Below are 24782 nucleotides of genomic sequence, written 5' to 3'. Positions count from 1 at the left end.
TGACTTTCAATAATATTACAAAACAATATTCCTGTTAATGAGCCGCAAAATTTCTTTTGGTCAACTCATCAGCAAGCAGAAAAGCGATTTCCAAAGACTGTTCAGCATTTAAACGAGGATCACAAAATGTCTGGTATCGTTTTGCAAGATCAGACTCCTTTAGATGATGGACTCCACCGATACATTCCGTAACATTTGTTCCGGTCATTTCAACATGAATACCACCCGGAATAGCGTTTGAAGAAGTCATTACATCAAAAAAACCTATAACTTCAGCAAGTATTGAATCAAATGAACGTGTCTTGACCCCGTTACTTGTTGAAATCGTGTTCCCATGCATTGGATCGCAAAGCCATGTAACAATATGACCAGAATCTTTAATCCCCTGAACTATCTTGGGCAAATAATCCCTAACTTTTGCAGCCCCCATGCGACTGATCAGAGAAATACGTCCCGGTTCATTGTTTGGATTCAAAATATCCAACAATTTTAATAAATCCTCCAAATCGGCAGATGGACCAACCTTGATACCAACCGGATTTTTAACGCCTCGCAAAAATTCAACGTGCGCACCATCAGGTTGACGTGTTCTATCACCTATCCATAAAAAATGCGCCGAACAATTATACCAGTCATCGGATGTTGAATCAATTCGTGTCAAAGCCTGTTCATAGGGCAATAATAAGGCTTCATGAGATGTGTAAAATTCTGTTTCATGAATTTGCGGCGTATTTTGTGATGTCAAGCCACAAGCTTTCATAAACGCTAGAGTTTCATCTATTCGATTGGCCAATTTGTTGTATTGTTTTGCCAGAGGCAGGCGCTTGACAAAATCCAGATTCCAGCGATGGACTTCATTTAGATTAGCATAGCCACCATTTGCAAATGCACGGATCAAATTCAAGGTCCCAGCTGACTGGAAATAGGCAATTTCCATTCTTCTCGGATCTGGAGTACGGGCCTCTTTCGTAAATTCAGCTCCATTGATAATTTCGCCACGGTATGATAAAAGACTCATACCGTTCTTATTTTCATGTGATGAAGAGCGTGGTTTGGCAAATTGACCTGCAATGCGACCAATTTTTACAACAGGAACTTTTGCTCCAAACGTCAGGACGACAGCCATTTGAAGAATAACCCTGAACATATCCCGAATGATATCAGCCGTAAATTCCTCAAAATTTTCAGCGCAAGGCCCACCCTGTAATACAAATGCCTTACCTTCCGCTGCTGCTGCCAATTGCTTTTTCAGTTTACGCGTCTCACCTGCAAAAACCAAAGGTGGATATTGGAATAATTTATCTTCGATTAATTTCAATACGGATTGATCTGGATATTCTGGCACCTGTTTAATTGGAAATGAACGCCAAGAATCTGGTGTCCAGTTCTTATTTACATTAGCATCAGACAATATCTTACTATCCATTGTAAATCCTGTTTCAATAAAAGCTTAAATTACAAATATTTTATCTAATATTTTACATTCAAACATACAATAACATTTTCCTAAAAAAACATATTATTTATCTTATAATATAAAAAATTAACCATATTTATAAAATAATTAACCAGCAGCTTTAATATTGTATGGTGTTTCATATAATATACTCTATACAGATACACGATTTTTATATAAAACTTTCCTTAAATATCTTTGACCTTGAACGAATGGGAACAACAGTTAATGATGATTTTCTCTCGCCGGGCTTTTCTTGCCAGCTTAACCGCATTTATCCTTTATTCGGGTATTCCGCAAGAAACTAAAGCCGCCTCCACCGTTCAAACTATTCGTGTCGGTATCATTAGTGGTCCTGAAGAGGAACTGGCCCTTACCGCCAAGGAAGTTGCAAAAACAAAAAACATTGATATTCAACTGGTCAATTTTGACGATTACAATATTCCAAATGAAGCGCTTGTTGGTAAAGATATTGATGCCAACGCTTTCCAAACAGTTCCCTTCATGGATGCGCAAATTCAAGCAAGAAATTATAAATTGGCCGTTCTTGGAAAAACATGGGCAGAACCACTGGGTTTTTACTCACATAAAATCAAATCCATCCGTGATCTTCCTGACCAAGCAAAAATCGCCATTCCCAATGATCCTTCCAATCAAGGCAGAGCTCTTAATCTTCTAGTGAAAGCCAATCTCATCCAACTACGGCAGAATGCTCCGGCATTACCTAGACTTGGGGATGTCATCAGTAATCCACATCATTTTCAACTTATTGATCTTGACGCCGCCCAATTATCCCGTGCCCTAGATGATGTCACAATGGCCGCGGTCAATACGAATTTCGTCATACCGGCCGGGATCAATCCAAAATCTGCTTTACTTAGAGAGGATATTAAAGACAGTCCTTATGACAATATCTTGGTTGTACGTAAAGGGGATGAAAACCGCCCTGAAATGAAATTGTTGCTGGAGAGTTTTCAATCCGATGCCGTGAAAAAGACAATGGAAGATAAATTTCACGGCGCTATATTGCCTGCATGGTGACACATTCTTTTCCTCAATGCAGTTTAATTGATAAAAATTTATGACTTCAGATTTACCCGTTATTGAATTTGACAATGTATGCAGAAATTTTGGCAATCATGCCGCATTATCCAACCTTACTTTCTCGATTCAAAAAGGAGAAATAGTTGGAATTATCGGACACTCTGGAGCAGGAAAAACAACTCTGCTACGATGTTTGGCGGGGCTGGAAAAACCAACAAGTGGCAAGGTCAAGATTGAAGGAAAAGATATAGCCCATTTGCCTGAAAAGGCTCTTATTCCATTGAGACAGCGAATTGGGCTGGTTTTTCAGCATTTTAATCTACTTAATTCTAAAAATGTTTTAAATAATATTGCCCTTCCCTTGAAAATTGCAGGGATTCCTAAAGCCAAGCGAATTGAGAAAGCAAAAGAATTGCTCGAGCTGGTTGGCATTCCTGACAAGGCCCTCAATTATCCAGCCCAGTTATCGGGGGGGCAAAAACAACGTGTTGGAATAGCAAGAGCCCTGGCAGCCAATCCCGCCCTTTTGTTATGTGATGAGGCAACCTCTGCCCTTGACCCAGAAACGACACGTTCAATAATTGAACTTTTATTACGAATTAATCAGAAACTAAAACTTACAATTGTTTTGATCACTCATGAAATGAGTGTTATCCGCCTTTTAGCAGATCGAGTTTTTGTTCTGCAAAAAGGTAAAATCATCGAGGAGGGAGCAGTCGGTAAAGTTTTTGCTCATCCGCAATCGGAAACAACCCAACAATTATTGCAAGAGGAACAGCCTTCCCTTCCCCAAAGTATATCGCAAAATATTCATCCCAACCCTGACAGGAATGACCATGCCATTCTACATGTCGTCATGATGGGCAAGGTTGTAAGAGATCCCTTAATAGCTAATCTTCAAAAAGATTATCAAATTTCCGCAGTACTGTTGGAAGGAAACATAACCCATATACGTGAAACACCAATTGGCACGACATTTCTTGCCGTTCCTGCGGATCAATGGCAACAAACAATAACAGCTCTTACAAGCATGGGTGTTGAGACAGTTGAAAAGGTTGGTTATGTCCGTCTTTAATCTTGATCAAATGAATAATCTCATAAGTCAGTACTCTCATATTTCAACATATCAACTTGAGCAGTTATATATTGCTATTGGCCAGACATTGAAAATGACTCTAGCTTGTGGTTTGCTAACCTTGACAGGTGGATTACCTCTCGCCCTTTTCCTGGTTATCACCGCACCTGACGGTTTAAGGCCCGCACCGATATGTAATCGATCGATTGGATTCATTATTAATATATTCCGATCCATTCCTTTTATAATATTGCTAGTGGCCCTAATTCCCGTAACACGATTTCTTGTTGGAACCGCTATTGGCACGACTGCAGCAATTGTTCCGTTAACTATTGCAACTATTCCCTATTTTACCAGAATAGCGGAAGTTTCCCTTAAGGAAGTCGACCGTAATCTTATTGAGGCAGTTAAAGCGATGGGAGGAAGCAATTTTACAATTATTAAAGAGGTTCTATTGCCTGAAGCTTTACCGGGACTCATTTCCGGTTTTACCGTGACTCTAATCCTGATTATTGGAATATCCGCCATGGCTGGGACCATTGGGGCAGGTGGATTGGGTCATTATGCTATACAATATGGATATCAACAATTCAGATCGGATATTATGGGAATTGTAATCGTTATATTGGTGCTCATGATTTCAGGAATTCAATGGTTGGGAGATTATCTTGCAAGAAAATATAATCACCGTTAATCCTTAGATAAAATTAAAATTACTGATATTTCTGAAATCATCAAATATGTTTTTATTTCATTTTATGTTATAGATTGAAGAATAAACCCATCCATTTCATCACGGGCTTAACTTTTCAAATTTGGTATATTATATCAAGAACGTAAATTATAAATCTATATCAGCTATTTTTTAGAGCCATAAAGGATAAATTATAATGAATTGGTTTAAAACTGGATTGTATACAGTTTTACTTTCTACGACTTTACTATCTGTCAAAACTTATGCACAAGTTACGCCAATCAATCAAGAAGAAAGCGGAACTTTACCAGGCTTATCCAAACAATCCGTTCAAATGAAATCCCAGGAAGCTGAAAAAGGGGGTGAACATATTACCGTTCGAGGACACCGTGAACCACCTCCCGGTTATACCTATGCGCCTTCCATGAACATGCAAAATGGACCAGATCCCGAGCATCAACAAGCTTTGGCTGAATCGAAAGACAAGGTAAGTGGTGCCAATCTTTCAAAATATGGTACAGCGTATCAGGAAAGTGGCCCAATGGGACAGGGGAAATTAGGAGATTCAACAGGAAATGGATGGTTAACCCCCCGATAATCAAACTTTTAATTTTGTTTATCTGTAACCCTTGCAACCTGACGAAGGGTTACAATTTCCTCCGCAGAGGTTGGATGAATACCGATTGTTTCATCAAAAACTGCCTTGGTTAAACCTGCCGCAACTGCAACTGAAAATCCTTGCAGCATTTCTGGTGCGTCATCTCCGACAATATGAAGTCCAACAACCTTTTGCGACGATTGATCAACGATCATTTTAATAAAGGTTTTAACCTTACGTTCCGTTAAACTATAGCGCATTGACGTAAAATTGGAGATATAGATATCAACTGCTCCTTTTAGCGCAGCCTCATCTTCAGTTAAACCAATGCTTCCAATTGGTGGATTAAAAAATACAGCCTTTGGAATGTAGTCATAGTTACTTTTACGAATTTTATTTCCGAATAAACGATCAGCCAGGGCATGTCCTTGAGCAATGGCTACAGGAGTAAGATTAACAAAATCTATCACATCACCGATGGCATAAATATGGGGAATTCGAGTTTCAAAATCTTCATTAACAATGATTTCCCCTTTTTTCCCCTTTTCAATCCCAATTTTTTCAAGATTTAATCCTGACAAATTGGGATGCCGACCAGTGGCAAAAAATACACAATCTGTTTGCACCACTTCTCCGTTATCAAGATAAAGATGATATTGCTCACCTTGTTTAATAATCTTTTTTGGATGGGCTTTGACATGTTGAATAATATCCTTACGCTGTTCAATCGCATCATAGACAGCCTGACGTATATCCTGATCAAATCCTCTGAGGGGAACAGGTTGACGATAGACCAAATCCACATATGAACCCAGTCCGGCAAATATGCCGGCAAATTCAAGTGCAATATATCCAGATCCAATGATGGCAATATTTTCCGGACGTTTTGACAAATAAAAAGCTTCATCTGAAGTAATGGCGTATTCATTTCCTTCAATATCAAGTTTCGTGGGTGATGAGCCTGTTGCAATAACAATATGTTTGCCTGTAATAAATTTATCTTCTGCTTTTTCATCAGATAATACAGAAGATGAAATTTTAAGAGTATGATCATCTTTGAAAGAGGCATGACCTGTAAATAGAATCACTCCCGCCCTTTCCAACATGGAAATATAAATATTATTTAACCGTTTTATTTCCTTGTTTTTTGCCTCAATAAATTCAGGCCAATGATGGTGTCCGGGAACCGTATCCCATCCATATCCATGACTATCTTTGACCTGATTGTTAAAATTGCTTGCATAAACCATAAGCTTTTTTGGTACACAGCCAATATTTACGCAGGTACCACCCCAATATTGTTTTTCAACAACCGCAACACGGGCACCATGGGAAGCTGCAATACGGGCACAGCGAACACCGCCTGAACCTGCTCCTATAACAATAAGGTCAAAGTCGTATTTCATGAATTATTGCTCCGCAAATGCTTTTTCAATTACAAAGGAACCAGGTGATGAACCGTTACCTTCTACAAAACCTCTTTTTTCAAGAATTGACTTGGTTTCCGCCAACATTTCTGGAGAACCGCAAATCATAGCACGATCATGTTCGGGATCCATAACAGGTAAATTAATATCAGAAAACAGTTTCTCATTTTCAATCAGGGTCGTGATACGATCTCTTACAGGAAATTCCTCACGAGTAACTGTAGGATAATAAACCAGTTTTTCTTTCACATATTCTCCCAGAAATTCATTATTTGGCAAATCATTTAAAATATAATTATGATAAGCCAGTTCCCCTTTGATGCGTACAGTATGGGTCAGGACCACTTTTTCAAAATTCTCGTATACCTCTGGATCACGAATAAGGCTCATGAAAGGTGCCAATCCGGTTCCCGTTGAAAAGAAATATAAGTTTCGACCGGGTTTCAAATTAGGAAGCACCAGGGTTCCCGTTGGTTTACGTCCAATAAGAACCGTATCACCGACCTTCATATGACATAAACGTGAAGTCAAGGGACCATCAGGAACCTTGATTGACAGAAATTCAAGATGTTCTTCATAATTAGCGCTTGCAACACTATAAGCTCGCAATAAAGGTTTGTCATTTACCTCGATTCCGATCATGCAAAATTGACCATTTTCAAATCTTAAACTTGAGGTGCGCGTACAAGTGAAAGAAAAAAGACGGTCCGTCCAATGATGAACAGATAAAACCTTTTCAGCATTTAAGTGACTATATTCTTTAGAGGGCGGGGAAAGACGAAAAGAATCATCAATCATCACTGATTCTGTCATTATTTACTAATCTCCTGCAATATTGGTCAATTTATATGAAATTTATCTTATATATTGAAACCCAATTCGTCATTTTTAAAAAATTACCGTGTTTAAAATTATCTCTAATAAGAAAATACTGATAAAATTTTTTGATTCAATCTTATTTAATCAATTTTTTCAAATTATACATAAATATAAGGCATTAAAATAAAAAAACTTATATTATAAGTACAATATGTTGCGAAAAACCTATATCATCTTTTATCTTGTATTCTAGATATGTACTAAATAATAAAATTCAATTTTTTAATCTGTTAAATCATATGAACTCATCCCCTGCTGAACTTGCCCTTTACAAAGTCTTACAAGAAACCCGGCTAGATATTACGCCTCAAGAGGAAAATCGTCTAAAAAAACTCATTGAACGCCAACTTGAAACTGACTCTGACACGATTGCACCAGCAAATTTTATAAAACTTCTCTGTACTATTCGTAGAAAGGGATGGGCCAAAAAAATAACCCAGCTTGTCCAACAAAAAAAATATGTTTGGGTTCAACCCGAAGATATTGCATGGGCGGTTTCGTTTATTCACACACCTGAACCCAATGAAACTAATTTTGAAAATGCATTGCAGCTTGCCCTAGGAAACCGTTTGAAACAATCAAGCGGCAATGCCCATGAGGCAATTCAAAATTTACAGCTTGAAACCAATAATGTCTCAGCTAGAACATTCGATAATGAACAATTGACAATTATGGCAGATACCGTTGCCATGGCTTTTGATATACAGGATAAAGATAGTTTTATTGATCAGATTTTGACAGATTATAAGATCAATAAAGAAAAAGATGAACAGTTACTACAAACAGCCAAGGCCCGTAAGAAACAGGAGATAAAACGACAAAGGGAATGGGAAAATAGCCTTGTAAGCTTCAAGGATATACCCGCAATATTGCATTGCTCGTCCAGGGATGCCCTAAAATGGATTGGGCAGAACAGAATTCCAATTGCCCAGAAAATAAAGAAACGCGGAAAAGATATTTGGAAATTTGATCCTGTTGAATTGAGAAAATTACGCAATCAAATTACAAGTTGGATCGAAGAAATCCCTAAGGAAAAAAAGGGTAAATATATAAACCTTGGTGATCTCAATATCAAAAACAAGGTATTGGCCAATGTAGCGGCAATGGATCGATATGCAGGGCATTTTATAACAGCCCGCTCCCTGAAAAGACATATCACCATTGTGACTGGACCAACCAACAGTGGAAAATCTTATACTGCCTTGGAAGCAATGGCTAAAAGTGAGAGTGGAATTGCCCTTGCACCACTACGTTTATTGGCGCATGAATTCAAGGAAGCCCTGGCGGAACGTGATATTGAGGCATCCTTAAAAACGGGTGAGGAGCGCAATATTATCCCCGGAAGCCGTTTTCTGGCAGCTACTGTAGAAATGTGCCCGATGGACAATCCTGTTGATGTGGCATTGATTGATGAGGCGCAAATGCTGACAGATCCTGATCGTGGCGCAGCATGGACGGCTGCAATTATGGGCGTTCCGGCACGCCATGTTTTTGTTCTGGGTTCACCAGAATGTATCCCTATTGTCAAACGCATTGCCAATTTATGTGATGACCCCTGTGACGAGATTATTCTACAAAGAAAAAGTCCCCTTATCACTGCCAGTTCGCCAATCAGGTTATCAAAATTGAGAACGGGTGATGCACTTATCGCCTTTTCAAGAAGAGAGGTTTTGGATCTACGTTCCCTTCTAATGCAGAAAGGTCACCGCGTTGCTGTAATATATGGGGCCTTGAGTCCGGAAGTCAGGCGGGCGGAAGCAAAACGCTTCAATAATGGCGAGGCAGATATTTTAATCGCAACAGACGCTATCGGTATGGGATTAAATTTAGCCATCAAACGTGTTATATTCAGCACGATCTTTAAATTCGATGGTCAAACCAGGCGCCCCCTCACATCCCAGGAAATCAAGCAAATAGGCGGACGTGCAGGTCGATATGGCAAGCATGAAAACGGAATTGTAGGTATTATGGCTGGTGCGGGCGATCCTACCTTCATCCATCGTAATCTGGAGGCCCCTCCAATCCAGGAAGATGATTTGCGACCCCTGGTGCAACCTGACAGTGATATTGTTCAAGCAATTGCCAATGAAATCAATTCAACGAGTTTATTCGGTGTATTGACACGCTTGAAACGGGCTGTTTTACGTCCTGATGATCCCAATTATCGATTGGCAAAAATGGAGGAAACATTCGCGATTGCATCCTCACTGGAGGGAGTGGATGGTCTTTCCCTTAAAGATCGCTGGACATACTCAACATGTCCGGTCGATGACCGTGACAATGGCATTCAACGGCTTACCCATTGGGCAGCAGATCATGCTGCCGGCAAAACCATACCCGCCCCTGGATCTGGAAAATTACCCAATCCAGCCCAGGCATCCCGACGCGAACTTGAACGCGCTGAAAAAATGCATAAACGCCTGGTAAGTTGGCGCTGGCTATCCTTGCGTTTTCCAGATTTTTACCCAGATTTGGAAAATGCCGAGAAAAATACAAAGAAATTAAATGAATGGATTGAATCAGTCCTTCGCCAAAAACGCAGGAAAATTGAATTGTAAATTGTTGATTTTTACAAATTCTTTAATGAAACAAGATGATACAATAAATTATTACTATTTCATCTTGTTTATTTTAAAAGTGAATTAATCAAAATCTTTTCGATAAAATCGATTTTGGAGAAGGCAATGTTGTGGTTTTATCAATTAGGGTATCCACGACTTTATTCTTAACAGGCTTTAGTAAATTGGCCGTTTTAATACCTAACCTCCTTAATTTCCACAATCCCTTTTCTTCACGTGTATAAAGCGTTGCAATAGTGTTTGTCAGGGTAAACATCGGCATGGTTTTGATTCTTAACCGTTTTTCGAAATGACGCAATTGTTTCGATGTGCCGATTTCCTCTCCCCTTTTTAAACCTGCCAAAACTTCATCTGCCAGGATTTCCTGGGCAATCAGGGCAAAATTGTAACCATGGGCTGTGATAGGATGCATTCCAATAGCCGTATCGCCGACCAAGGCAGCATGTCTTGTTTCAAACCGGTTGGCAAATACAGTTTTCAAAGGATAAACATGCCGGGTGGAAACAAGCTCCATTTTTCCAAGCCGTCCATGTATGCGTTTCATTATTTCCAGATTGAATTGTTCGGCTTCCAACGATCTGACCCGATTCATTTCATCAGGAGGAAGAGACAATACAACAGAAGTGACATTATTATTCAATGGCAGTAAGGCAACAGTCTGTCCTTTGTCAAACCATTGCAAGGCAACTTGATGATGAGGCAACTCATGCTTCATACGACATACCATCATATGACGATGAAAATCATGCAGCAAATATCCAATTTCAAGACTGTCTCTTATTTTGGAGAAACGTCCGTCACTTACAACAGCCAGTTTTGTAGAAAAAACTGCATCGTCCTGATCTGCATTGGAATATTCAACCCGGGCATAATCAACAAAGCAATTTAATTTATTACAGCGTGTCTTGGATAAAACAGTAATCCCTTCACGAGATTGAACCTCTTCAAATGTTGCCTTTCGGATCAGATGATTTGGGACAAGATAGCCAAGAGCCTCTTCGCCCTTTCCCTGCGTGTCAAAAATCAAAGGATTGTTTTCTTCCCCATTCTCAACCCTGGCCTCCCTGAGCGAAGAAATTTCATCTTCAGGAATACGGTCCCATATCCCCATTGATTTCATCAATGAAACGGAATGATGGGTCAAAGCTATTTCACGACCATCAAAAGAAGGTTCTTGCAAAGCTGTCATTGGGGCTGGATCAATAACAGTGACTTTCAGTCCAATTCCTTCCAGGGACAATGCCGCACTTAATCCTGCAGGACCCCCGCCAATCACAACAACATCCATCATATCTTTAATCTTTAACATCGTTTCATCTCTTTAACTATTTATGAATCAATTTTGAAATTTACTGCACTTCCCTGCCAGTTAGCGACATAATCATCCACTGAAACCCGTGGAGGTGCCTCAGATCCTTCCACTGGTGTTCCGATAAACATAAACCCGATCATTCTATACGGTTTTTTCAGTCCCAATAATTCCGTAATTTCAGGAACATCAATGGGGCCTGTAATCCATTTTGCACCAAATCCCAGAACATGGACAGCATTCAATATATTCATGGTTGCTGCTGATGCTGCCATCAACTGTTCATCAAGGGAGATAGACGTCTTGTCATCATGAAATTGACGAAATCCAAGTGCCAAGATCAAAGGGGCATTCGAAAAATTTTGCACTATTTTGGTTATATAAGCGGGGGGATAACAAGAATCCGGTTTTGTAAGGATCTTTTCCAATGATCTTACCCATTTTTCTCGATACTCTTTACCAATAATCACAAAACGCCAGGGACGTAAGCGCCCATGATCAGGAGCCCGCATCGCTGTTGATAAAATTTGATGCAATTCATCGTCATTTGGCGCAGGTTGAGTTAATGAACCACATGAAAAACGAGAAAGCAGAAAATCAATATTTGACATAAAATTATCCATTACAATAAAGTTATTTATAATTTTACCATTTATAATGTAAGTTTCATATCAAATCTAAACTTACTGTAATTTCCTCGAGACAAAAATACGTAAAAAGTATTATGAATTTAAGTTTTATTCATAAGAAATTCATCATTTCATAATTTCATTTCTTACTCTTTAATCTTGGCATTCCGGCAAAAGCAAGTTATTAATTGAATGTCAAATATAATTTATATTTTAAAGTTATCTTTTATGAATACGCAAAGACAGGTATCCGTACATCGCAAAACCTCGGAAACAGATATCCAGCTCACCCTGAATCTTGATGGAGCAGGTCAGTCCAATATCGAAACGGGAATCGGTTTTTTTGACCACATGCTGACAGCTCTTACCAAACATGGCTTGTTTAACTTGGACATAATGGTCAAAGGCGATCTACATATTGATTTTCATCATACAGTGGAAGATGTCGGCATAACTTTGGGTCAAGCATTCCAGAAAGCGATTGGAGAGAAAAAAGGAATCTGTCGGTTTGGACAAGCCTCTGTTCCTCTGGATGAGGCCTTGAGCGAAGTCGTTATCGATATTTCTGGTCGCCCATACCTGGCATGGAACGTGTCTTTTCCAACAGAAAAGATAGGAAAGATGGATACCGAATTATTTGAAGAATTTTTTCGTGGGTTTGTGATGAGCGCCCATTTGAATCTGCATGCTATATTGCATGCGGGTCGTAATTCCCATCATATTGCCGAGGCAACATTTAAAGCAACTGCACGTGCTTTGCGAATGGCTTGTGAATTCGATTCACGTGCTTTGCATTCCATTCCATCAACCAAAGGTGTGTTGTGAAATATTTTACTGTCTATGCAAACCAAAACCAACCTTCCGAATTAAAACTGGTGCCTGAGGGTTTTTCCTGGCTCGTATTTATACTTGGACCTGTTGGTCTTTTTGTCCAAAAAAGCTGGATTCATGGATTAATTCTTTTAAGTATTTGTTTTTCACTGATTATCTGGATACATCCATCTTTCTTCTTGATGGCTTTGGTACATTTTATAGTAGGTTGCTTTGCCTTCCACTTTCAAAGAACGGAATTGCAATGGGCAGGATGGAATCTTCAAACCGTAATTGCCGCACCCAATAAGAAATTTGCTCTTCTTCGTTTACTTGATAAAAAACACCGTTTAACAAACTATATCAATTCATGAAACATAAACCCGACAGCATTATTGTTATTGATTATAACGGCGGAAACCTTGCCTCCGCTCAACGCGCCCTGATTGCGGCGGCCCACATGATCAATCTGCCTGTTAATGTTGAAATCAGCAACAAACCAGAACATGTTCAAAATGCGGACCGTCTTATATTACCTGGTCAGGGAGCGTTTGCAGATTGCATGAGTGGATTGCAATCCATTCCCGGTTTGCTTGAATCGTTAAATGCCAAAGTTCGGCAAGGGACCCCTTTCCTAGGAATTTGTGTTGGCATGCAAATAATGGCTGAACAGGGATTGGAACATAAAACAACCAAAGGTTTGGGATGGATCCAGGGTAAAATAAAACCTATCGATACAACAGATTTACCTTTACCCCATATGGGATGGAATGAACTAAATTTTAAAGTAAATGCACATCCTGTTATGAATGGAATAAATCCAGGTGATCATGCATATTTTGTCCATTCATATGCTTTGTCCGCTGAAGATAACAAGGATATTATCGCCACAACCGATTATGGCATATCCATTCCGGCCATCATCGCCAAAAAGAATGCGATTGGCACGCAGTTTCATGTCGAAAAGAGTCAACAGGTTGGATTACATATTTTGGCAAATTTCCTAAGATGGAATCCTACCCCCGCTTAGCAAGTATTTATTAATTACAATGGATAACATCAACTCAAACCTACTTCCAAAAATCGAATTAGAACAAATTACCACCCTTGATAATGACGATGATTTGCATGCAATCTGTGAATCTCTGGAAGCCGCGATATTGGCTGGTTATCATTGTCGCTGGGTTAAGGCACCACCAAGACAATTGTTGGAAAGCTATATAAAGGGATCGTTACTTGTTCCCGAAAAAACTCTTTTCACAGGTCGAATGGATGGACATATTGTCGCATTTTGCGAGGTTGAAACACCACTAAAGGAAGAGGAATCTCCCTATATTGCTGCAGAAATCACCATTTTTGCAGTTGCACCCTATGCCATAAATGTCGGCGTCAGTAAACGTTTACTTTTAAAAATCGAACAGACCATTGCCCAACTAGGTTTCCCGATCATTAATGTGCAAATTGATGAAAGTCAGAAAAAATTATTTCAGTTTTATTTGAAAAATGGATATCATCATTGGGCAACCCACCCTTATTATCGAAAAATCAACGGGCAAATTTTCAGGGGATATTTTTTATATAAATCCTTTTTGAACCTACCATAATTTTAACTTCATGAAGTGTAACTTATTTATGTCCAGCTTTTCTTCAGCAGTCCATCCCCTAACATTATATCCCGCGATTGATTTGAAAAATGGTCAATGTGTTCGATTACGTCAGGGTGAAATGGATCAGGCAACAATATATTCTGACAATCCCGGTGAACAAGCGCGAAACTGGAATAATCAGGGTTGTAAATGGTTACATGTTGTTGACCTTGATGGTGCCTTTGCAAAAAAATCTGTTAATACAGAAGCTATTTTAAGCATTCTTGCCAATTCTCAGGTGCCTGTTCAACTTGGAGGTGGAATACGGGACTTAAATGCTATCGAATATTGGCTTTATAAGGGCATAAAAAGAGTTATCCTCGGTAGTGTCGCCGTTAAAAATTCCAGACTAGTTTATCAGGCCTGCAAATCCTTTCCTGGTCAAATCGTGATTGGTATTGATGCCAAAAAAGGATATGTATCCACCGAAGGTTGGGCGGAAACCTCTGAAATGAAAGCCCTGGACCTCGCCTTACGTTTACAGGACAGCGGTGCTTCTGCCATTATCTTTACTGAAATTGAACGAGATGGCATGTTATCCGGACTTGATCTTGAACAAACTGCCAATCTTGCCCATCATCTCCAGATACCGATTATCGCCAGTGGAGGCATTGGTAACCTTGCACATATTGAGGCATTACGAAACGTTGCCAATCAGGAGCCAGGAATAGAGGGGGTAATTGTTGGTCGAGCCCTCTATGATGGACGCATTCGGATCAATGACGCTTTAAAGGTGTTGGAAACATGTTGAAAACCCGTGTCATTCCCTGTCTTGATGTCAAGAACGGACGTGTGGTCAAGGGAGTCAATTTTGTCTCCCTACGTGATGCCGGTGATCCCGTTGAACAGGCATTGGTTTATGATAAGGCAGGTGCCGATGAATTGACATTTCTGGATATAACCGCAAGCAATGAAAACAGAAACACCATCATTGATGTGGTGAATCGTACAGCGGAAAAAATTTTTCTTCCTTTGACTGTTGGCGGGGGTATTCGTACACCGGACAATATACGTGCGCTTCTTTTAGCAGGAGCGGATAAATGCGCCATTAATTCCGCAGCCATTAAAAATCCGGATCTTGTTAATGATGGAGCCAATAAATTTGGCAGTCAATGTATCGTTGTTGCTATTGACGCACGATCTGATAATAAAGGTTCATGGGAGGTCTATAGTCATGGTGGTCGTAATCCAACGGGTATTAATGTCATTCAATGGGCAAAGGAAATGACCAGGCGTGGTGCTGGTGAGCTTTTAATTACCAGCATGGATCGTGATGGTACGGGAAAAGGTTTTGATCTTGACCTTCTGAAAGCAATTAACAGTAATGTTCGTGTCCCTGTGATTGCTTCGGGAGGGGTGGGTCAATTACAACATTTTACCGAAGGCGCACAAACAGGAGCAACAGGATTACTTGCAGCCAGCGTTTTTCATTTTGGCCAATTTACGATTGAGCAGGTAAAAAAATCTCTGGCAGGAAACAACATTCCCGTCCGCCTTTCCTGATCTGTATTTAATAAAGGAAACAAGGTATGAAATCCAATCTAAATGGTGAAATTCTTGATCGTCTATATAAAAAGATTGAAGAAAGAAAAAATAATGACCCTCAAAAAAGCTATTCCGCCAAATTACTGAAAAAAGGGTCACACAAGGTTGCACAGAAATTCGGTGAAGAAGCTGTTGAATGCCTGATTGAATGTGCCACAAAAAATCCACAAAACCTGATCAGTGAAAGTGCCGATGTTTTGTATCATTTGTTGGCCATGTGGGTTATAACAGATATATCGCCTGAAGATGTTTGGGCGGAACTTCATAAAAGAGAGAAAATAAGCGGGATCGAGGAAAAGACTTCCCGTAATTTAAAATCTTCAAAATAACAGGTGAAACAATGGCTTCAACTTCAGTTCGTTACGATTCTCAAAATATATTTGCTAAAATTTTGAAAAAAGAAATTCCAGCAAAAACAATTTATGAAAATGAATATGTGTTGGCGTTTCACGATGTAGCCCCCAAGGCACCAATTCATGCCTTGGTCATTCCCAAAAACCCTTATACCTCCTATGCTGATTTTTCTCAACGTGCAGCCCCCGAGGAAATTGTGGCTTTTACCAAGGCTGTTGCACATGTAGCCAATTTATTGGGTCTTGACAAAGATGGTTATCGCATTATCAGCAATATTGGCAGGAATTCCGGCCAAGAAGTTTTCCATTTTCACTTTCATATTCTTGGTGGGAAAAAGTTACCATTTGCTTAATTAAAATTTTTCCATGATTATTAAAGCAGATAAAGAAACACCTTTAGCAAAGGCAATGAATAAGAAAGAAATCAAGGAATTCATTCGTCTTCTTGCCAAGGCACGTCCGGACGCTAAAACTGAACTGAATTATTCTTCACCCTACACGCTTTTAGTATCCGTTGTTTTGTCGGCTCAGGCAACTGACATATCTGTTAATAAAGCCACAAATAAATTGTTCAAGATTGCATCTACACCTGAAGCAATGGTTGCTCTTGGTGAGGAAAAATTAGTTCCCTTTATCAATTCCATCGGTTTATGGCGTGCCAAGTCCCGAAATGTTATAGCGCTTTCCAGACAATTGATCGAAAATTATAATGGGCAAGTCCCGCAAACGAGAGAGGCTTTGGAAGCTTTACCCGGTGTTGGAAGAAAAACGGCGAATGTAGTATTAAGTGTTGCTTTTGATCAACCTGCCATGGCAGTTGATACGCATATATTTCGAATAGGCAATCGCACGGGTCTAGCTCCCGGCAAGACACCCCTCGATGTTGAAAAAAATCTAGTAACAAATATTCCCCGAGAATTGATTGCGAAATCACATCATTGGTTGATTTTACATGGACGCTATTGCTGTAAGGCTAAAAAACCTGAATGCTGGCACTGTCCTGTTGCGCAAATATGCCATTACCAAGATAAAAACATAAGTCCGTTTTGATTTATTCACTCAAAGCTTCGGGTAAATTCGGAATACCACGTTGAATTGGTTCCATAACCCATGGACGATTGCCTCTTAATGACAAATCATTTTTGATCTTGTTTGAATTCAACCATATGCTATGTGATCCATATACCCAGTTTTTTTCTTTATCAACGAATGATATATCAGGACATAAACGCTGTTCCCATAATAAAGAAATTTCCAACCGCATAGCATGACATATTTCAGCTTGTGAAAAGAAATTCTCAGGTTTTTTTAATATGATCAAAACATGTTCATCCAGCAATTTGCAATAAAAATCCTTGCAAAGAATATTTCTGTCATGATTGTGAGAAAATTGAATTCTCACTTTTGATACACCCAAGTATTGTTTCCATCCCTCAATCGTATATTTATTGCATCCATGCTGACAAATTACCCATATAAACCCAGTTCGTCGAATGGCAATCATTTGTCCATCCGCAGAGGTTACCAGATCAGGATTTTTACCCCATAAACAAGATATAATCCCTATCGTAATCAGAAGAATGCCGGTACTTTTTAATCGAGTCACGCATAAACAGATAATGCATAATCCAATAAAATAGCATGTCAACCCCCATCCAGGCATATCCTTAACCCATATAACCGCATAAGGGAAATCATTAACAATTCGGGCTGTATTAATTACCAAATTAATTCCATACGCCATCAAATGTAAAAAATAATAATCAATTCCTGTCCCGATAGTTACCAGGGATAGTAATCCAGTTGGCATGATCAAAAACATTGTTACAGGAACCGCAATCAAATTTGCCAAAATAAAATATAAATTTAGTTCATGAAAATGAGCCATAACAATTGGACATACTGCCAAGCCAGCCAGGAAACTGATCCATGCAGCCTCTGAAATATAGAAAAAAAAATTTTTTAAACCACAAGTGTTCTTGGATTTTTTTAAAAAACGGTCATATCCCCAACCATATCCTGCAATTATAGCCATCACAGCTGCCATAGACATTTGAAAAGATACGTTCATGATCGATGAGGGTGAAAAAATCAAAATCATCAATGCTGCCAGCATCAAATTATGCATTGATAAACTTCGACGATCCATAGACATAGCGAAAACGATCAAACTTGCCATTATCAGACTACGAATTGCCGGCAAATGAAATCCTGTAAGAAAAAGATAGATACAACCTGCAATCCATCCAATTGATAACGCAATCATTTTCACTGGCCAATGCAAGGCAATATATTCACTTCGCAATAAAAGCCAGCGTACTGTACCGCCAACAATCAACATCACCGTTCCCAGATGCAGACCAGCAATGGCCAATAAATGGGCAAGTCCGGCCACAGCAAAAACATGTCTGTTTTCTTGAGATAAATTCGCATCAATTCCGGTTAATAGAATTTGCGCAATTGCACCAGTCTCACCAGGCAATAAAATCCTGATACGACAGGCTATTTTTTCACGTATCAATTGTATTGAGGTTTTATCGCTTTTTCTAATTACGTTAATAGGAGCGATAGCATATCCATAAGCACCAATATTTTTAAACCAATCATGAAATTGCAAATCATAACTCGCCATTCTAACTGGAGGAAATGGATGCTTCAGCATCGCTTTAACCTCTATCCAATCTCCGACATTAATTTGGGAATGATCGGTATGGAATAATGTAATTTGAATATATCGATGCCATTCTTTCTGTTCAGATTCTGGATATGATAAAAAATGAACACGATGCACTAAAACACGGGTTTTTCCACTTGATAAAATCTCTATTCGACGAATTTTTCCTTTCATTGTGGCCGCATGCGTTGGCAAACGGTAAAAAGGTTCCTGTCGATGTGTTTGTAACCATGCAAGACAAAACCCTGATCCCAATAAAAAAACAACACAGTGAAAAATATAGAGATTTAGTTGAAGGGGATAACGCCATCGAATGACTGCCATTCCTATCAAACCGAATATTGAAAATATAAAACCATAAGATAAATCTGGTTCACTCGTAAGAGTGAAATAAATCAGACTTCCAAGACCCAATATCACAGGCATCCATAATTTCGAATGGTCAGTTTCCCTTACCAACAGAGCAATGACATTTTTTATGCTGTCTAAAATAGTTCAAAAACTCCATAAAAATATTTTTTTTCTAGACTTCATATCTTTATTTTTAATAATTAATATAAACATTATTTCAATTCACTTTTCATTCTACGTGCAAGAAAGATACCCATGACCGTTCGTACACGTTTTGCTCCAAGTCCAACGGGATTGCTTCATATTGGCAATGCTCGCGCTGCACTATTCAACTATCTTTATGCCAAACATCATCATGGCGAATTCTTATTACGGATTGAGGATACTGACAGAGAGCGCTCTACTCAAGAAGCTGTTGATGTTATTCTTGATGGACTGGCATGGATGGAGTTAACACCTGACGAACCGCCTGTTTTTCAATCGACAAGAATTAAAAGACACCAGGAAATCGCTCTTCATCTTCTCGAGACAGGAAAAGCCTATAAATGTTTCTGCACATCAGAGGATTTGGCTCAAATGCGTGCCAAGGCACTGGCTGAGGGAAAACCTCCCCGTTATAACGGATACTGGCGTGACCGTGATCCATCCGAGGCACCCTCCAATGCACCTTATACCATTCGCATCAAGGCCCCCAAAGAAGGTGAAACCGTTATTCAAGACCTTGTTCAAGGAGAGGTAACCGTCGCCAATATCGAACTGGATGACATGATTATCCTACGCGCTGATGGAACACCAACATATCAACACGCTGTTGTCTGCGATGATCATGACATGAATATCACCCATGTCATTCGTGGCGATGACCATTTAACCAATAGTTTTAGACAATTAATGATCTATCGCGCGATGGAATGGAATATTCCCAAATTTGCCCATCTTCCCCTTATTCATGGTCCCGATGGTGCGAAATTGTCCAAACGACATGGTGCAAGTTCGGTTGTTGAATTTCGTGATGAAGGATATTTGCCTGAGGCTTTATGTAACTACCTGCTTAGATTAGGCTGGGGTCATGGAGATGAGGAAATACTCAGTCGGAAAGATCAAATTAGGTTATTTGATCTGGATGGTGTTGGCCGTTCTCCATCTCGAATGGATTATGCCAAATTAACACATGTTAATGGATACTGGTTAAGACAGGCAGATGATGTAAGACTAACCAAAGATGTATTGTCTCGTTTGAAGGGACGGAAAGACCTTGATTTAAGCCAGAATAATGAACAGAAAATCAAGTTATTGATGCCTGGATTGAAAGAACGCGCAAAAAATCTGAATGAATTGGCTGAAAATGCTTCTTTCCTTTGTATGTCAATTCCATTAAATTTTACGGACAAGGCACAAAAATTATTGAATGAAAATAATCGTGCCTTGTTGAGTAAACTTGTCATGGAACTGAATAAACTACCTGAATTCACAAAAGAATCTGTCAATAACTGTCTACATGCATTTGCTGAAAAGGAAAACCTGAAATTGGGTAAAGTTGCCCAGCCTTTACGGGCGGCTGTAACAGGAAGCACCATGTCGCCAGGAATTGATGATACACTTCTCGCATTAGGCAAAAATGAGGTTTTGGCTAGATTAGGAGCCGTAATTAATGGTTAATTCCTTTGGACAGCATTTTCTTGGTATAGAAGGACTTCCCGAAGACCAAATTGAAATATTACTGGACCGGGCAGAAAACTATGCCTTACTAAACCGTTCTCGCAAGACCCCTCGCAATCTGTTGAGAGAACGTACGTTAATCACCCTGTTTTTTGAAAATAGTACCCGCACTCGTACATCTTTCGAACTGGCGGGAAAACGTCTGGGTGCTGATGTCATTAACATGTCCGTTTCCACTTCTTCGGTCAGCAAGGGGGAAACATTACTGGATACGGCCTATACCTTAAACGCTATGCGAGCTGATTTGCTTGTCATTCGACATGCACAATCTGGTGCCCCTGCGCTTCTTGCCCAAAAGGTCGATGCAAGTGTCATCAATGCCGGCGATGGAACTCATGAACATCCCACTCAGGCTTTGCTTGATGCATTAACAATTCGTCGCCACTTTGGAAAATTGACAGGTTTGACTGTTGCAATATGTGGAGATATAGCTCATAGCCGAGTTGCCCGTTCAAACATAATCCTTCTTAACACAATGGGTTGCAATGTAAGGGTTATTGGTCCAAGAACCTTATTGCCTTCAACAATCGCTAAAATGGGTGCCACCCCTTATTACTCAATGGATGAGGGGGTTAAAAATGTTGATGTTATCATGATGTTGCGTCTTCAAAGAGAAAGAATGAGTGCTGGATTAATCCCAAGTACCCGTGAATATTTTCGTTTCTTTGGATTGGATCGAAGACGGTTAAACCTTGCAAAGTCAAATGCATTGGTCATGCATCCTGGACCATTAAACCGGGGAATAGAGATTGACAGTCATGTTGCCGATGATCCGCATCAAAGCGTCATACAGGAACAAGTCGAAATGGGTGTTGCCGTAAGAATGGCAGTTCTTGAAAAATTCTCTCACATAAAGGCGCAGCCATGAAACCAATTCTTTTCACCAATGTCCATTTAATTGATCCTCAATCAGGATTGGATCAACCGGGAAAACTTCTTGTCAAAAATGATAAAATTGCCGGGATAGATCTTCCGGATACAGAAGGGCAACCATCAGATTGCGATGTCATTGATGGAAAAGGAGCCATTCTTTGTCCTGGTCTTGTTGATATGCGTGTAACCGTGGGAGAGCCTGGATTTGAATATAGGGAAACCATTGCCACCGCAGCAGAAGCGGCTTCTGCAGGTGGGATAACCACCATGGCGATTCTACCCAATAGTAACCCCGCCATCGATAATCCCGCGTTGGTAACCCTGCTAAAGGCCAAGGGTGAAATAACAAAATCGGTGTCCATTCTTCCTTATGGTGCATTAACTGTTGGTTGTGAGGGAAAGGAACTTGCAGAAATAGGCTTGCTTCAAGAGGCTGGCGCCATTGGTTTCACGGACGGAGACAAGGCGCTTGCAGATACCCGTTTGATGATGCAGACCATGGCCTATGCAAGTGGATTTGACGGATTGATCATTCAGCATCCCGAAGACCCCAGTCTGGCCAAAAATAGCAGTGCCACCCAGGGAGAGCTGGCAACAAGACTTGGTTTGCCTTCTGTCCCAACTGCGGCTGAAGCAATTATGATTGCCCGTGATTTACGATTGGCGGAACAAACAAATTGTCGATTACATTTTGGACATATTTCCACCGCGGAGGGACTTAATCTAATTCGACAGGCAAAATCAAAGGGATTTAATATCAGCTGTGATACCGCCCCGGTCTATTTTGACTTGAATGAAGAGGCCATTGGTGATTTTAGAACCTATGCCAAACTTTCCCCACCACTCCGTTCCGAAGCGGATCGTCTTGCAATCTGTCAGGGATTGGCAGATGGAACCATTGATGCAATCGCCTCGGATCATCTTCCAAGAGATGTGGATGACAAACGTTTACCCTTTGCAGAGGCGGCTCCGGGCGGAACAGGGCTAGTTACCCTTTTAAGTGTTACCCTTATTCAAGTCAAAAATGGCAATCTGCCCCTCGCAAAGGCTATTTCACTTTTAAGTAACAATCCTGCGAAAATCCTGCGTCAACCTATCGGAACGCTTGCCAAAGGAAATGTTGCAGATTTATGCTTATTTGATCCGGATCAAACCTGGCAGGTTGAAGCGGGAAAATTACCAGGACGGGCTCAAAACACTCCATTTGACAATCGTGTCCTTCCAGGTGTCGTCCTTGGAACCTGGAAAATGGGACGCTGTATTTACAAAAGAGAGACCCTATGATTTGGCATATACCCCAATATGCATGGACATTAATGGCAGGCATTATCTTTTTGTCCTATCTGATTGGCAGCATTCCTTTTGGAATGTTGGTTAGCTATATTGGTGGAATAGGAGATATTCGCCAAATCGGTTCAGGCAATATTGGCGCCACAAATGTTTTACGTACAGGCAAAAAAAAACTAGCGGTTTTAACTCTTTTACTCGATATGGGGAAAGGTTCTTTTGCAATATGGTGTGCCTATATTTTTGCCATTAACTATACAGTTCAGGCCGAATCACTTGCCGCAATTTTTGTAGTAGTCGGCCATTGTTTTCCCGTTTGGATAAATTTCAAAGGTGGAAAAGGTGTTGCTACGGGGTTAGGTGTCAGCCTTGCCTTAACCCCTATTGCTGGTCTATTATCATGTATTGTATGGTTACTTGCCGCCAGACTGTCCCGAATTTCCTCTATAGGAGGGTTGTCCGCATTTGTTGCATGGCCTTTATTCATTATGATTTTCAATCATCTTGATCTTAAAACCCCTCTTTTATTTCCCGCCCTTCTTATAAGTTTACTCATATTTTTTCGTCATAGAACCAACATATACCGTCTCAGCAACGGTACAGAACCTCGTATTGGTGAAAAAAACCAAAAAAAATTAAGTTAAATGTCCAAGAAACCATTATCTTCCACCCTATCTGTAAAACAATTACTTCCATATTTAAAAATTGCCAGAACGGAAGGGATCGGTGGAATCCGTTATCGACAATTACTTGACCATTATCAAACCCCTGAAGCTGTTTTGGAAATTTTACCAAAATTAAAACGTTCAAAATATTCAACAAAAAAATTTCAAGTTCCTGATAATAAAATACTTCATAGAGAAATTGATCAAACACTTGAATTGGGGGGACAATTCATTCTTCGTGGAACTCTGGAATATCCGCCCTTGCTTGATATGCTTGAAGATGCCCCTCCTATTCTGATTGCCATGGGCAATATCGAGTTATTAAAAAAGAGAAATGTTGCTATTGTCGGGGCGCGTAATGCTTCTATACATGGCATTAAAATGGCAGAAAATCTTGCGGCTGATCTATCCGCACATCAAATTGGCATAACCTCCGGTCTAGCCAGAGGTATTGACAAAGCAGCTCACAAAGGAGCCTTATACACAGGTTTCACCATTGCCGTAATTGGTTGTGGAATCGATATGTTTTATCCAACAGAACATAAAGACCTTCAAAAATCAATAGCAGAAAAAGGAGTTGTTTTAACTGAATTTTCTATTGGAACCCAACCTCAAGCCATGCATTTTCCACGCAGAAACCGTATTATTGCCGGATTGAGCTGGGGATGTATTGTCATTGAGGCTGCCCAGCATTCCGGCAGTCTTATCACGGCTAAACAAGCGCTTGATTATAACCGTCCCGTTTTTGCAGTACCAGGATCTCCCATTGATCCACGTTGTAAAGGAAGCAATAACTTGATTAGAATGGGGGCTATATTAACAGAAAATGCCATGGATATAATATCCGAACTCCCCCATCCCCTTATCCAAGAAAACACCCCTTCCAATACAGATCTTTTCACCTATTCTCCCGCAGCTGAAAACATATCCCTCCAGAACAAGAATCCTCCACAGGTCAATATACCTGATAAAAACAATTCAAGAACAATTGAAGATGATATTCTCTTCCTACTTTCTGCCACCCCTACACCTATCGATCTAATCTTGAGAAATGTTCATTACCCTACCAATGAAATTCAGAGTGCTCTTACCTTGCTTGAAATCCAGCAAAAAATTTTTCTTTGCCATAATGGCTATATTTTAAAATGAGGAAATCAAACGAATTCTTG

25 protein-coding genes are annotated in these 24782 nt (G+C 39.9%); 19 read left to right on the top strand and 6 right to left on the bottom strand.

Going from position 1 to position 24782, the window contains the following annotated elements:
• Nucleotides 1-34: 34 nt before the first annotated feature.
• On the bottom strand, nucleotides 35-1426 hold the full coding sequence (locus tag H3R33_RS01890) for a class II 3-deoxy-7-phosphoheptulonate synthase (protein ID WP_110438247.1): 1392 nt from the start codon (nucleotides 1424-1426) through the stop codon (nucleotides 35-37).
• 258 nt (nucleotides 1427-1684) lie between these two features.
• Here H3R33_RS01890 and H3R33_RS01885 point away from each other — a divergent pair, with 258 nt between their 5' ends.
• From H3R33_RS01885 to H3R33_RS01870, 4 genes are all read left to right on the top strand, one after another.
• Nucleotides 1685-2497 (top strand): MetQ/NlpA family ABC transporter substrate-binding protein, encoded by an 813-nt coding sequence (locus H3R33_RS01885; RefSeq protein WP_232342107.1) that lies wholly within the window; start codon nucleotides 1685-1687, stop codon nucleotides 2495-2497.
• A 40-nt stretch (nucleotides 2498-2537) separates the two neighbouring features.
• Nucleotides 2538-3575, top strand: a complete 1038-nt coding sequence (locus tag H3R33_RS01880) for a methionine ABC transporter ATP-binding protein (RefSeq protein ID WP_110438248.1) — start codon at nucleotides 2538-2540, stop codon at nucleotides 3573-3575.
• Between the two features lie 40 nt (nucleotides 3576-3615).
• Nucleotides 3616-4269, top strand: coding sequence for a methionine ABC transporter permease (locus H3R33_RS01875; protein WP_198184712.1), 654 nt, complete (start codon nucleotides 3616-3618; stop codon nucleotides 4267-4269).
• A gap of 196 nt (nucleotides 4270-4465) precedes the next feature.
• The gene (locus tag H3R33_RS01870) at nucleotides 4466-4867 is read left to right on the top strand and encodes a hypothetical protein (protein WP_110438249.1); all 402 of its coding nucleotides are present in this window, start codon (nucleotides 4466-4468) and stop codon (nucleotides 4865-4867) included.
• A gap of 8 nt (nucleotides 4868-4875) precedes the next feature.
• Here the strand turns inward: H3R33_RS01870 and gorA are convergent, their stop codons facing one another.
• Together gorA and H3R33_RS01860 are read right to left on the bottom strand one after the other, a co-directional pair.
• A complete protein-coding gene (gene gorA / locus H3R33_RS01865) occupies nucleotides 4876-6273 on the bottom strand; it encodes a glutathione-disulfide reductase (protein ID WP_198184635.1) in 1398 nt (465 codons plus the stop codon).
• Between the two features lie 3 nt (nucleotides 6274-6276).
• Nucleotides 6277-7107 carry a ferredoxin--NADP reductase gene (locus H3R33_RS01860; RefSeq protein WP_198184634.1) on the bottom strand — a complete coding sequence of 277 codons (831 nt, stop codon included), beginning with the start codon at nucleotides 7105-7107 and terminating at the stop codon, nucleotides 6277-6279.
• A 305-nt stretch (nucleotides 7108-7412) separates the two neighbouring features.
• On the opposite strand from H3R33_RS01860, the gene H3R33_RS01855 reads away from it, so the two are divergent.
• Entirely contained in the window at nucleotides 7413-9731 is a 2319-nt protein-coding gene (locus H3R33_RS01855) for a helicase-related protein (RefSeq protein WP_198184633.1), read from the top strand.
• Between the two features lie 88 nt (nucleotides 9732-9819).
• On the opposite strand, the gene ubiM is transcribed toward H3R33_RS01855, so the two are convergent.
• Together ubiM and H3R33_RS01845 are read right to left on the bottom strand one after the other, a co-directional pair.
• Nucleotides 9820-11061 carry a 5-demethoxyubiquinol-8 5-hydroxylase UbiM gene (gene ubiM / locus H3R33_RS01850; protein WP_198184632.1) on the bottom strand — a complete coding sequence of 414 codons (1242 nt, stop codon included), beginning with the start codon at nucleotides 11059-11061 and terminating at the stop codon, nucleotides 9820-9822.
• 20 nt (nucleotides 11062-11081) lie between these two features.
• Nucleotides 11082-11672: a nitroreductase gene (locus H3R33_RS01845; RefSeq protein ID WP_162988599.1), complete on the bottom strand. Its 591-nt coding sequence runs from the start codon at nucleotides 11670-11672 to the stop codon at nucleotides 11082-11084.
• Nucleotides 11673-11918: 246 nt separating this feature from the next.
• On the opposite strand from H3R33_RS01845, the gene hisB reads away from it, so the two are divergent.
• Genes hisB through nth form a run of 9 tightly spaced genes read left to right on the top strand, consistent with a single transcriptional unit; the run spans nucleotide 11919 to nucleotide 17094 of the window.
• Nucleotides 11919-12515, top strand: a complete 597-nt coding sequence (gene hisB, locus H3R33_RS01840) for an imidazoleglycerol-phosphate dehydratase HisB (RefSeq protein WP_198184631.1) — start codon at nucleotides 11919-11921, stop codon at nucleotides 12513-12515.
• Entirely contained in the window at nucleotides 12512-12874 is a 363-nt protein-coding gene (locus H3R33_RS01835) for a hypothetical protein (RefSeq protein ID WP_110438255.1), read from the top strand. The genes hisB and H3R33_RS01835 overlap by 4 nt, the downstream gene beginning before the upstream one ends.
• The gene (gene hisH / locus H3R33_RS01830) at nucleotides 12871-13530 is read left to right on the top strand and encodes an imidazole glycerol phosphate synthase subunit HisH (RefSeq protein WP_198184630.1); all 660 of its coding nucleotides are present in this window, start codon (nucleotides 12871-12873) and stop codon (nucleotides 13528-13530) included. Before H3R33_RS01835 ends, hisH begins: the two co-directional genes overlap by 4 nt.
• Nucleotides 13531-13549: 19 nt before the next feature.
• Nucleotides 13550-14104, top strand: a complete 555-nt coding sequence (locus tag H3R33_RS09190) for a GNAT family N-acetyltransferase (protein WP_347400684.1) — start codon at nucleotides 13550-13552, stop codon at nucleotides 14102-14104.
• A gap of 28 nt (nucleotides 14105-14132) precedes the next feature.
• A complete protein-coding gene (gene hisA, locus H3R33_RS09185) occupies nucleotides 14133-14897 on the top strand; it encodes a 1-(5-phosphoribosyl)-5-[(5-phosphoribosylamino)methylideneamino]imidazole-4-carboxamide isomerase (RefSeq protein ID WP_347400748.1) in 765 nt (254 codons plus the stop codon).
• Entirely contained in the window at nucleotides 14891-15649 is a 759-nt protein-coding gene (gene hisF, locus H3R33_RS01820; RefSeq protein WP_110438257.1) for an imidazole glycerol phosphate synthase subunit HisF, read from the top strand. The genes hisA and hisF overlap by 7 nt, the downstream gene beginning before the upstream one ends.
• Nucleotides 15650-15675: 26 nt before the next feature.
• On the top strand, nucleotides 15676-16020 hold the full coding sequence (locus H3R33_RS01815; protein ID WP_198184629.1) for a phosphoribosyl-ATP diphosphatase: 345 nt from the start codon (nucleotides 15676-15678) through the stop codon (nucleotides 16018-16020).
• Between the two features lie 11 nt (nucleotides 16021-16031).
• Nucleotides 16032-16397: a histidine triad nucleotide-binding protein gene (locus tag H3R33_RS01810; RefSeq protein WP_110438259.1), complete on the top strand. Its 366-nt coding sequence runs from the start codon at nucleotides 16032-16034 to the stop codon at nucleotides 16395-16397.
• Between the two features lie 13 nt (nucleotides 16398-16410).
• Nucleotides 16411-17094, top strand: a complete 684-nt coding sequence (gene nth / locus H3R33_RS01805) for an endonuclease III (protein ID WP_232342105.1) — start codon at nucleotides 16411-16413, stop codon at nucleotides 17092-17094.
• A gap of 1 nt (nucleotide 17095) precedes the next feature.
• Here nth and H3R33_RS01800 read toward each other — a convergent pair whose 3' ends face one another.
• A complete protein-coding gene (locus tag H3R33_RS01800; RefSeq protein ID WP_198184628.1) occupies nucleotides 17096-19144 on the bottom strand; it encodes a ComEC/Rec2 family competence protein in 2049 nt (682 codons plus the stop codon).
• 180 nt (nucleotides 19145-19324) lie between these two features.
• On the opposite strand from H3R33_RS01800, the gene gltX reads away from it, so the two are divergent.
• The 5 genes from gltX to dprA are packed head-to-tail and all read left to right on the top strand — an operon-like array spanning nucleotide 19325 to nucleotide 24762.
• A complete protein-coding gene (gene gltX / locus H3R33_RS01795) occupies nucleotides 19325-20728 on the top strand; it encodes a glutamate--tRNA ligase (RefSeq protein ID WP_198184627.1) in 1404 nt (467 codons plus the stop codon).
• Nucleotides 20721-21656 carry an aspartate carbamoyltransferase catalytic subunit gene (locus H3R33_RS01790; RefSeq protein WP_155565670.1) on the top strand — a complete coding sequence of 312 codons (936 nt, stop codon included), beginning with the start codon at nucleotides 20721-20723 and terminating at the stop codon, nucleotides 21654-21656. The genes gltX and H3R33_RS01790 overlap by 8 nt, the downstream gene beginning before the upstream one ends.
• The gene (locus tag H3R33_RS01785) at nucleotides 21653-22945 is read left to right on the top strand and encodes a dihydroorotase family protein (RefSeq protein WP_198184626.1); all 1293 of its coding nucleotides are present in this window, start codon (nucleotides 21653-21655) and stop codon (nucleotides 22943-22945) included. Before H3R33_RS01790 ends, H3R33_RS01785 begins: the two co-directional genes overlap by 4 nt.
• Complete coding sequence (gene plsY / locus H3R33_RS01780; RefSeq protein ID WP_198184625.1) at nucleotides 22942-23592, top strand: glycerol-3-phosphate 1-O-acyltransferase PlsY; 651 nt, start codon at nucleotides 22942-22944, stop codon at nucleotides 23590-23592. Before H3R33_RS01785 ends, plsY begins: the two co-directional genes overlap by 4 nt.
• On the top strand, nucleotides 23593-24762 hold the full coding sequence (gene dprA, locus H3R33_RS01775) for a DNA-processing protein DprA (RefSeq protein ID WP_198184624.1): 1170 nt from the start codon (nucleotides 23593-23595) through the stop codon (nucleotides 24760-24762).
• Nucleotides 24763-24782 lie beyond the last annotated feature (20 nt).

It is taken from the genome of Commensalibacter sp. B14384M2 (assembly GCF_016101865.1).
Classification (GTDB): Bacteria; Pseudomonadota; Alphaproteobacteria; order Acetobacterales; family Acetobacteraceae; genus Commensalibacter; species Commensalibacter melissae.
This window is presented reverse-complemented; position numbering and strand designations above follow the sequence as displayed.

Bases quoted from the DNA above. Each gene is read 5' to 3' on its own strand.
- ubiM (WP_198184632.1), bottom strand. From the start codon at position 11,061: ATGTTAAAGATTAAAGATATGATGGATGTTGTTGTGATTGGCGGGGGT.
- H3R33_RS01845 (WP_162988599.1), bottom strand. From the start codon at position 11,672: ATGTCAAATATTGATTTTCTGCTTTCTCGTTTTTCATGTGGTTCATTA.
- H3R33_RS01885 (WP_232342107.1), top strand. From the start codon at position 1,685: ATGATGATTTTCTCTCGCCGGGCTTTTCTTGCCAGCTTAACCGCATTT.
- H3R33_RS01785 (WP_198184626.1), top strand. From the start codon at position 21,653: ATGAAACCAATTCTTTTCACCAATGTCCATTTAATTGATCCTCAATCA.
- hisF (WP_110438257.1), top strand. From the start codon at position 14,891: ATGTTGAAAACCCGTGTCATTCCCTGTCTTGATGTCAAGAACGGACGT.
- gltX (WP_198184627.1), top strand. From the start codon at position 19,325: ATGACCGTTCGTACACGTTTTGCTCCAAGTCCAACGGGATTGCTTCAT.
- hisB (WP_198184631.1), top strand. From the start codon at position 11,919: ATGAATACGCAAAGACAGGTATCCGTACATCGCAAAACCTCGGAAACA.
- hisA (WP_347400748.1), top strand. From the start codon at position 14,133: ATGTCCAGCTTTTCTTCAGCAGTCCATCCCCTAACATTATATCCCGCG.
- H3R33_RS09190 (WP_347400684.1), top strand. From the start codon at position 13,550: ATGGATAACATCAACTCAAACCTACTTCCAAAAATCGAATTAGAACAA.
- dprA (WP_198184624.1), top strand. From the start codon at position 23,593: ATGTCCAAGAAACCATTATCTTCCACCCTATCTGTAAAACAATTACTT.
- H3R33_RS01890 (WP_110438247.1), bottom strand. From the start codon at position 1,426: ATGGATAGTAAGATATTGTCTGATGCTAATGTAAATAAGAACTGGACA.
- H3R33_RS01815 (WP_198184629.1), top strand. From the start codon at position 15,676: ATGAAATCCAATCTAAATGGTGAAATTCTTGATCGTCTATATAAAAAG.
- hisH (WP_198184630.1), top strand. From the start codon at position 12,871: ATGAAACATAAACCCGACAGCATTATTGTTATTGATTATAACGGCGGA.
- H3R33_RS01855 (WP_198184633.1), top strand. From the start codon at position 7,413: ATGAACTCATCCCCTGCTGAACTTGCCCTTTACAAAGTCTTACAAGAA.
- plsY (WP_198184625.1), top strand. From the start codon at position 22,942: ATGATTTGGCATATACCCCAATATGCATGGACATTAATGGCAGGCATT.
- H3R33_RS01870 (WP_110438249.1), top strand. From the start codon at position 4,466: ATGAATTGGTTTAAAACTGGATTGTATACAGTTTTACTTTCTACGACT.
- H3R33_RS01800 (WP_198184628.1), bottom strand. From the start codon at position 19,144: ATGCCTGTGATATTGGGTCTTGGAAGTCTGATTTATTTCACTCTTACG.
- H3R33_RS01790 (WP_155565670.1), top strand. From the start codon at position 20,721: ATGGTTAATTCCTTTGGACAGCATTTTCTTGGTATAGAAGGACTTCCC.
- gorA (WP_198184635.1), bottom strand. From the start codon at position 6,273: ATGAAATACGACTTTGACCTTATTGTTATAGGAGCAGGTTCAGGCGGT.
- H3R33_RS01860 (WP_198184634.1), bottom strand. From the start codon at position 7,107: ATGACAGAATCAGTGATGATTGATGATTCTTTTCGTCTTTCCCCGCCC.
- H3R33_RS01810 (WP_110438259.1), top strand. From the start codon at position 16,032: ATGGCTTCAACTTCAGTTCGTTACGATTCTCAAAATATATTTGCTAAA.
- H3R33_RS01880 (WP_110438248.1), top strand. From the start codon at position 2,538: ATGACTTCAGATTTACCCGTTATTGAATTTGACAATGTATGCAGAAAT.
- nth (WP_232342105.1), top strand. From the start codon at position 16,411: ATGATTATTAAAGCAGATAAAGAAACACCTTTAGCAAAGGCAATGAAT.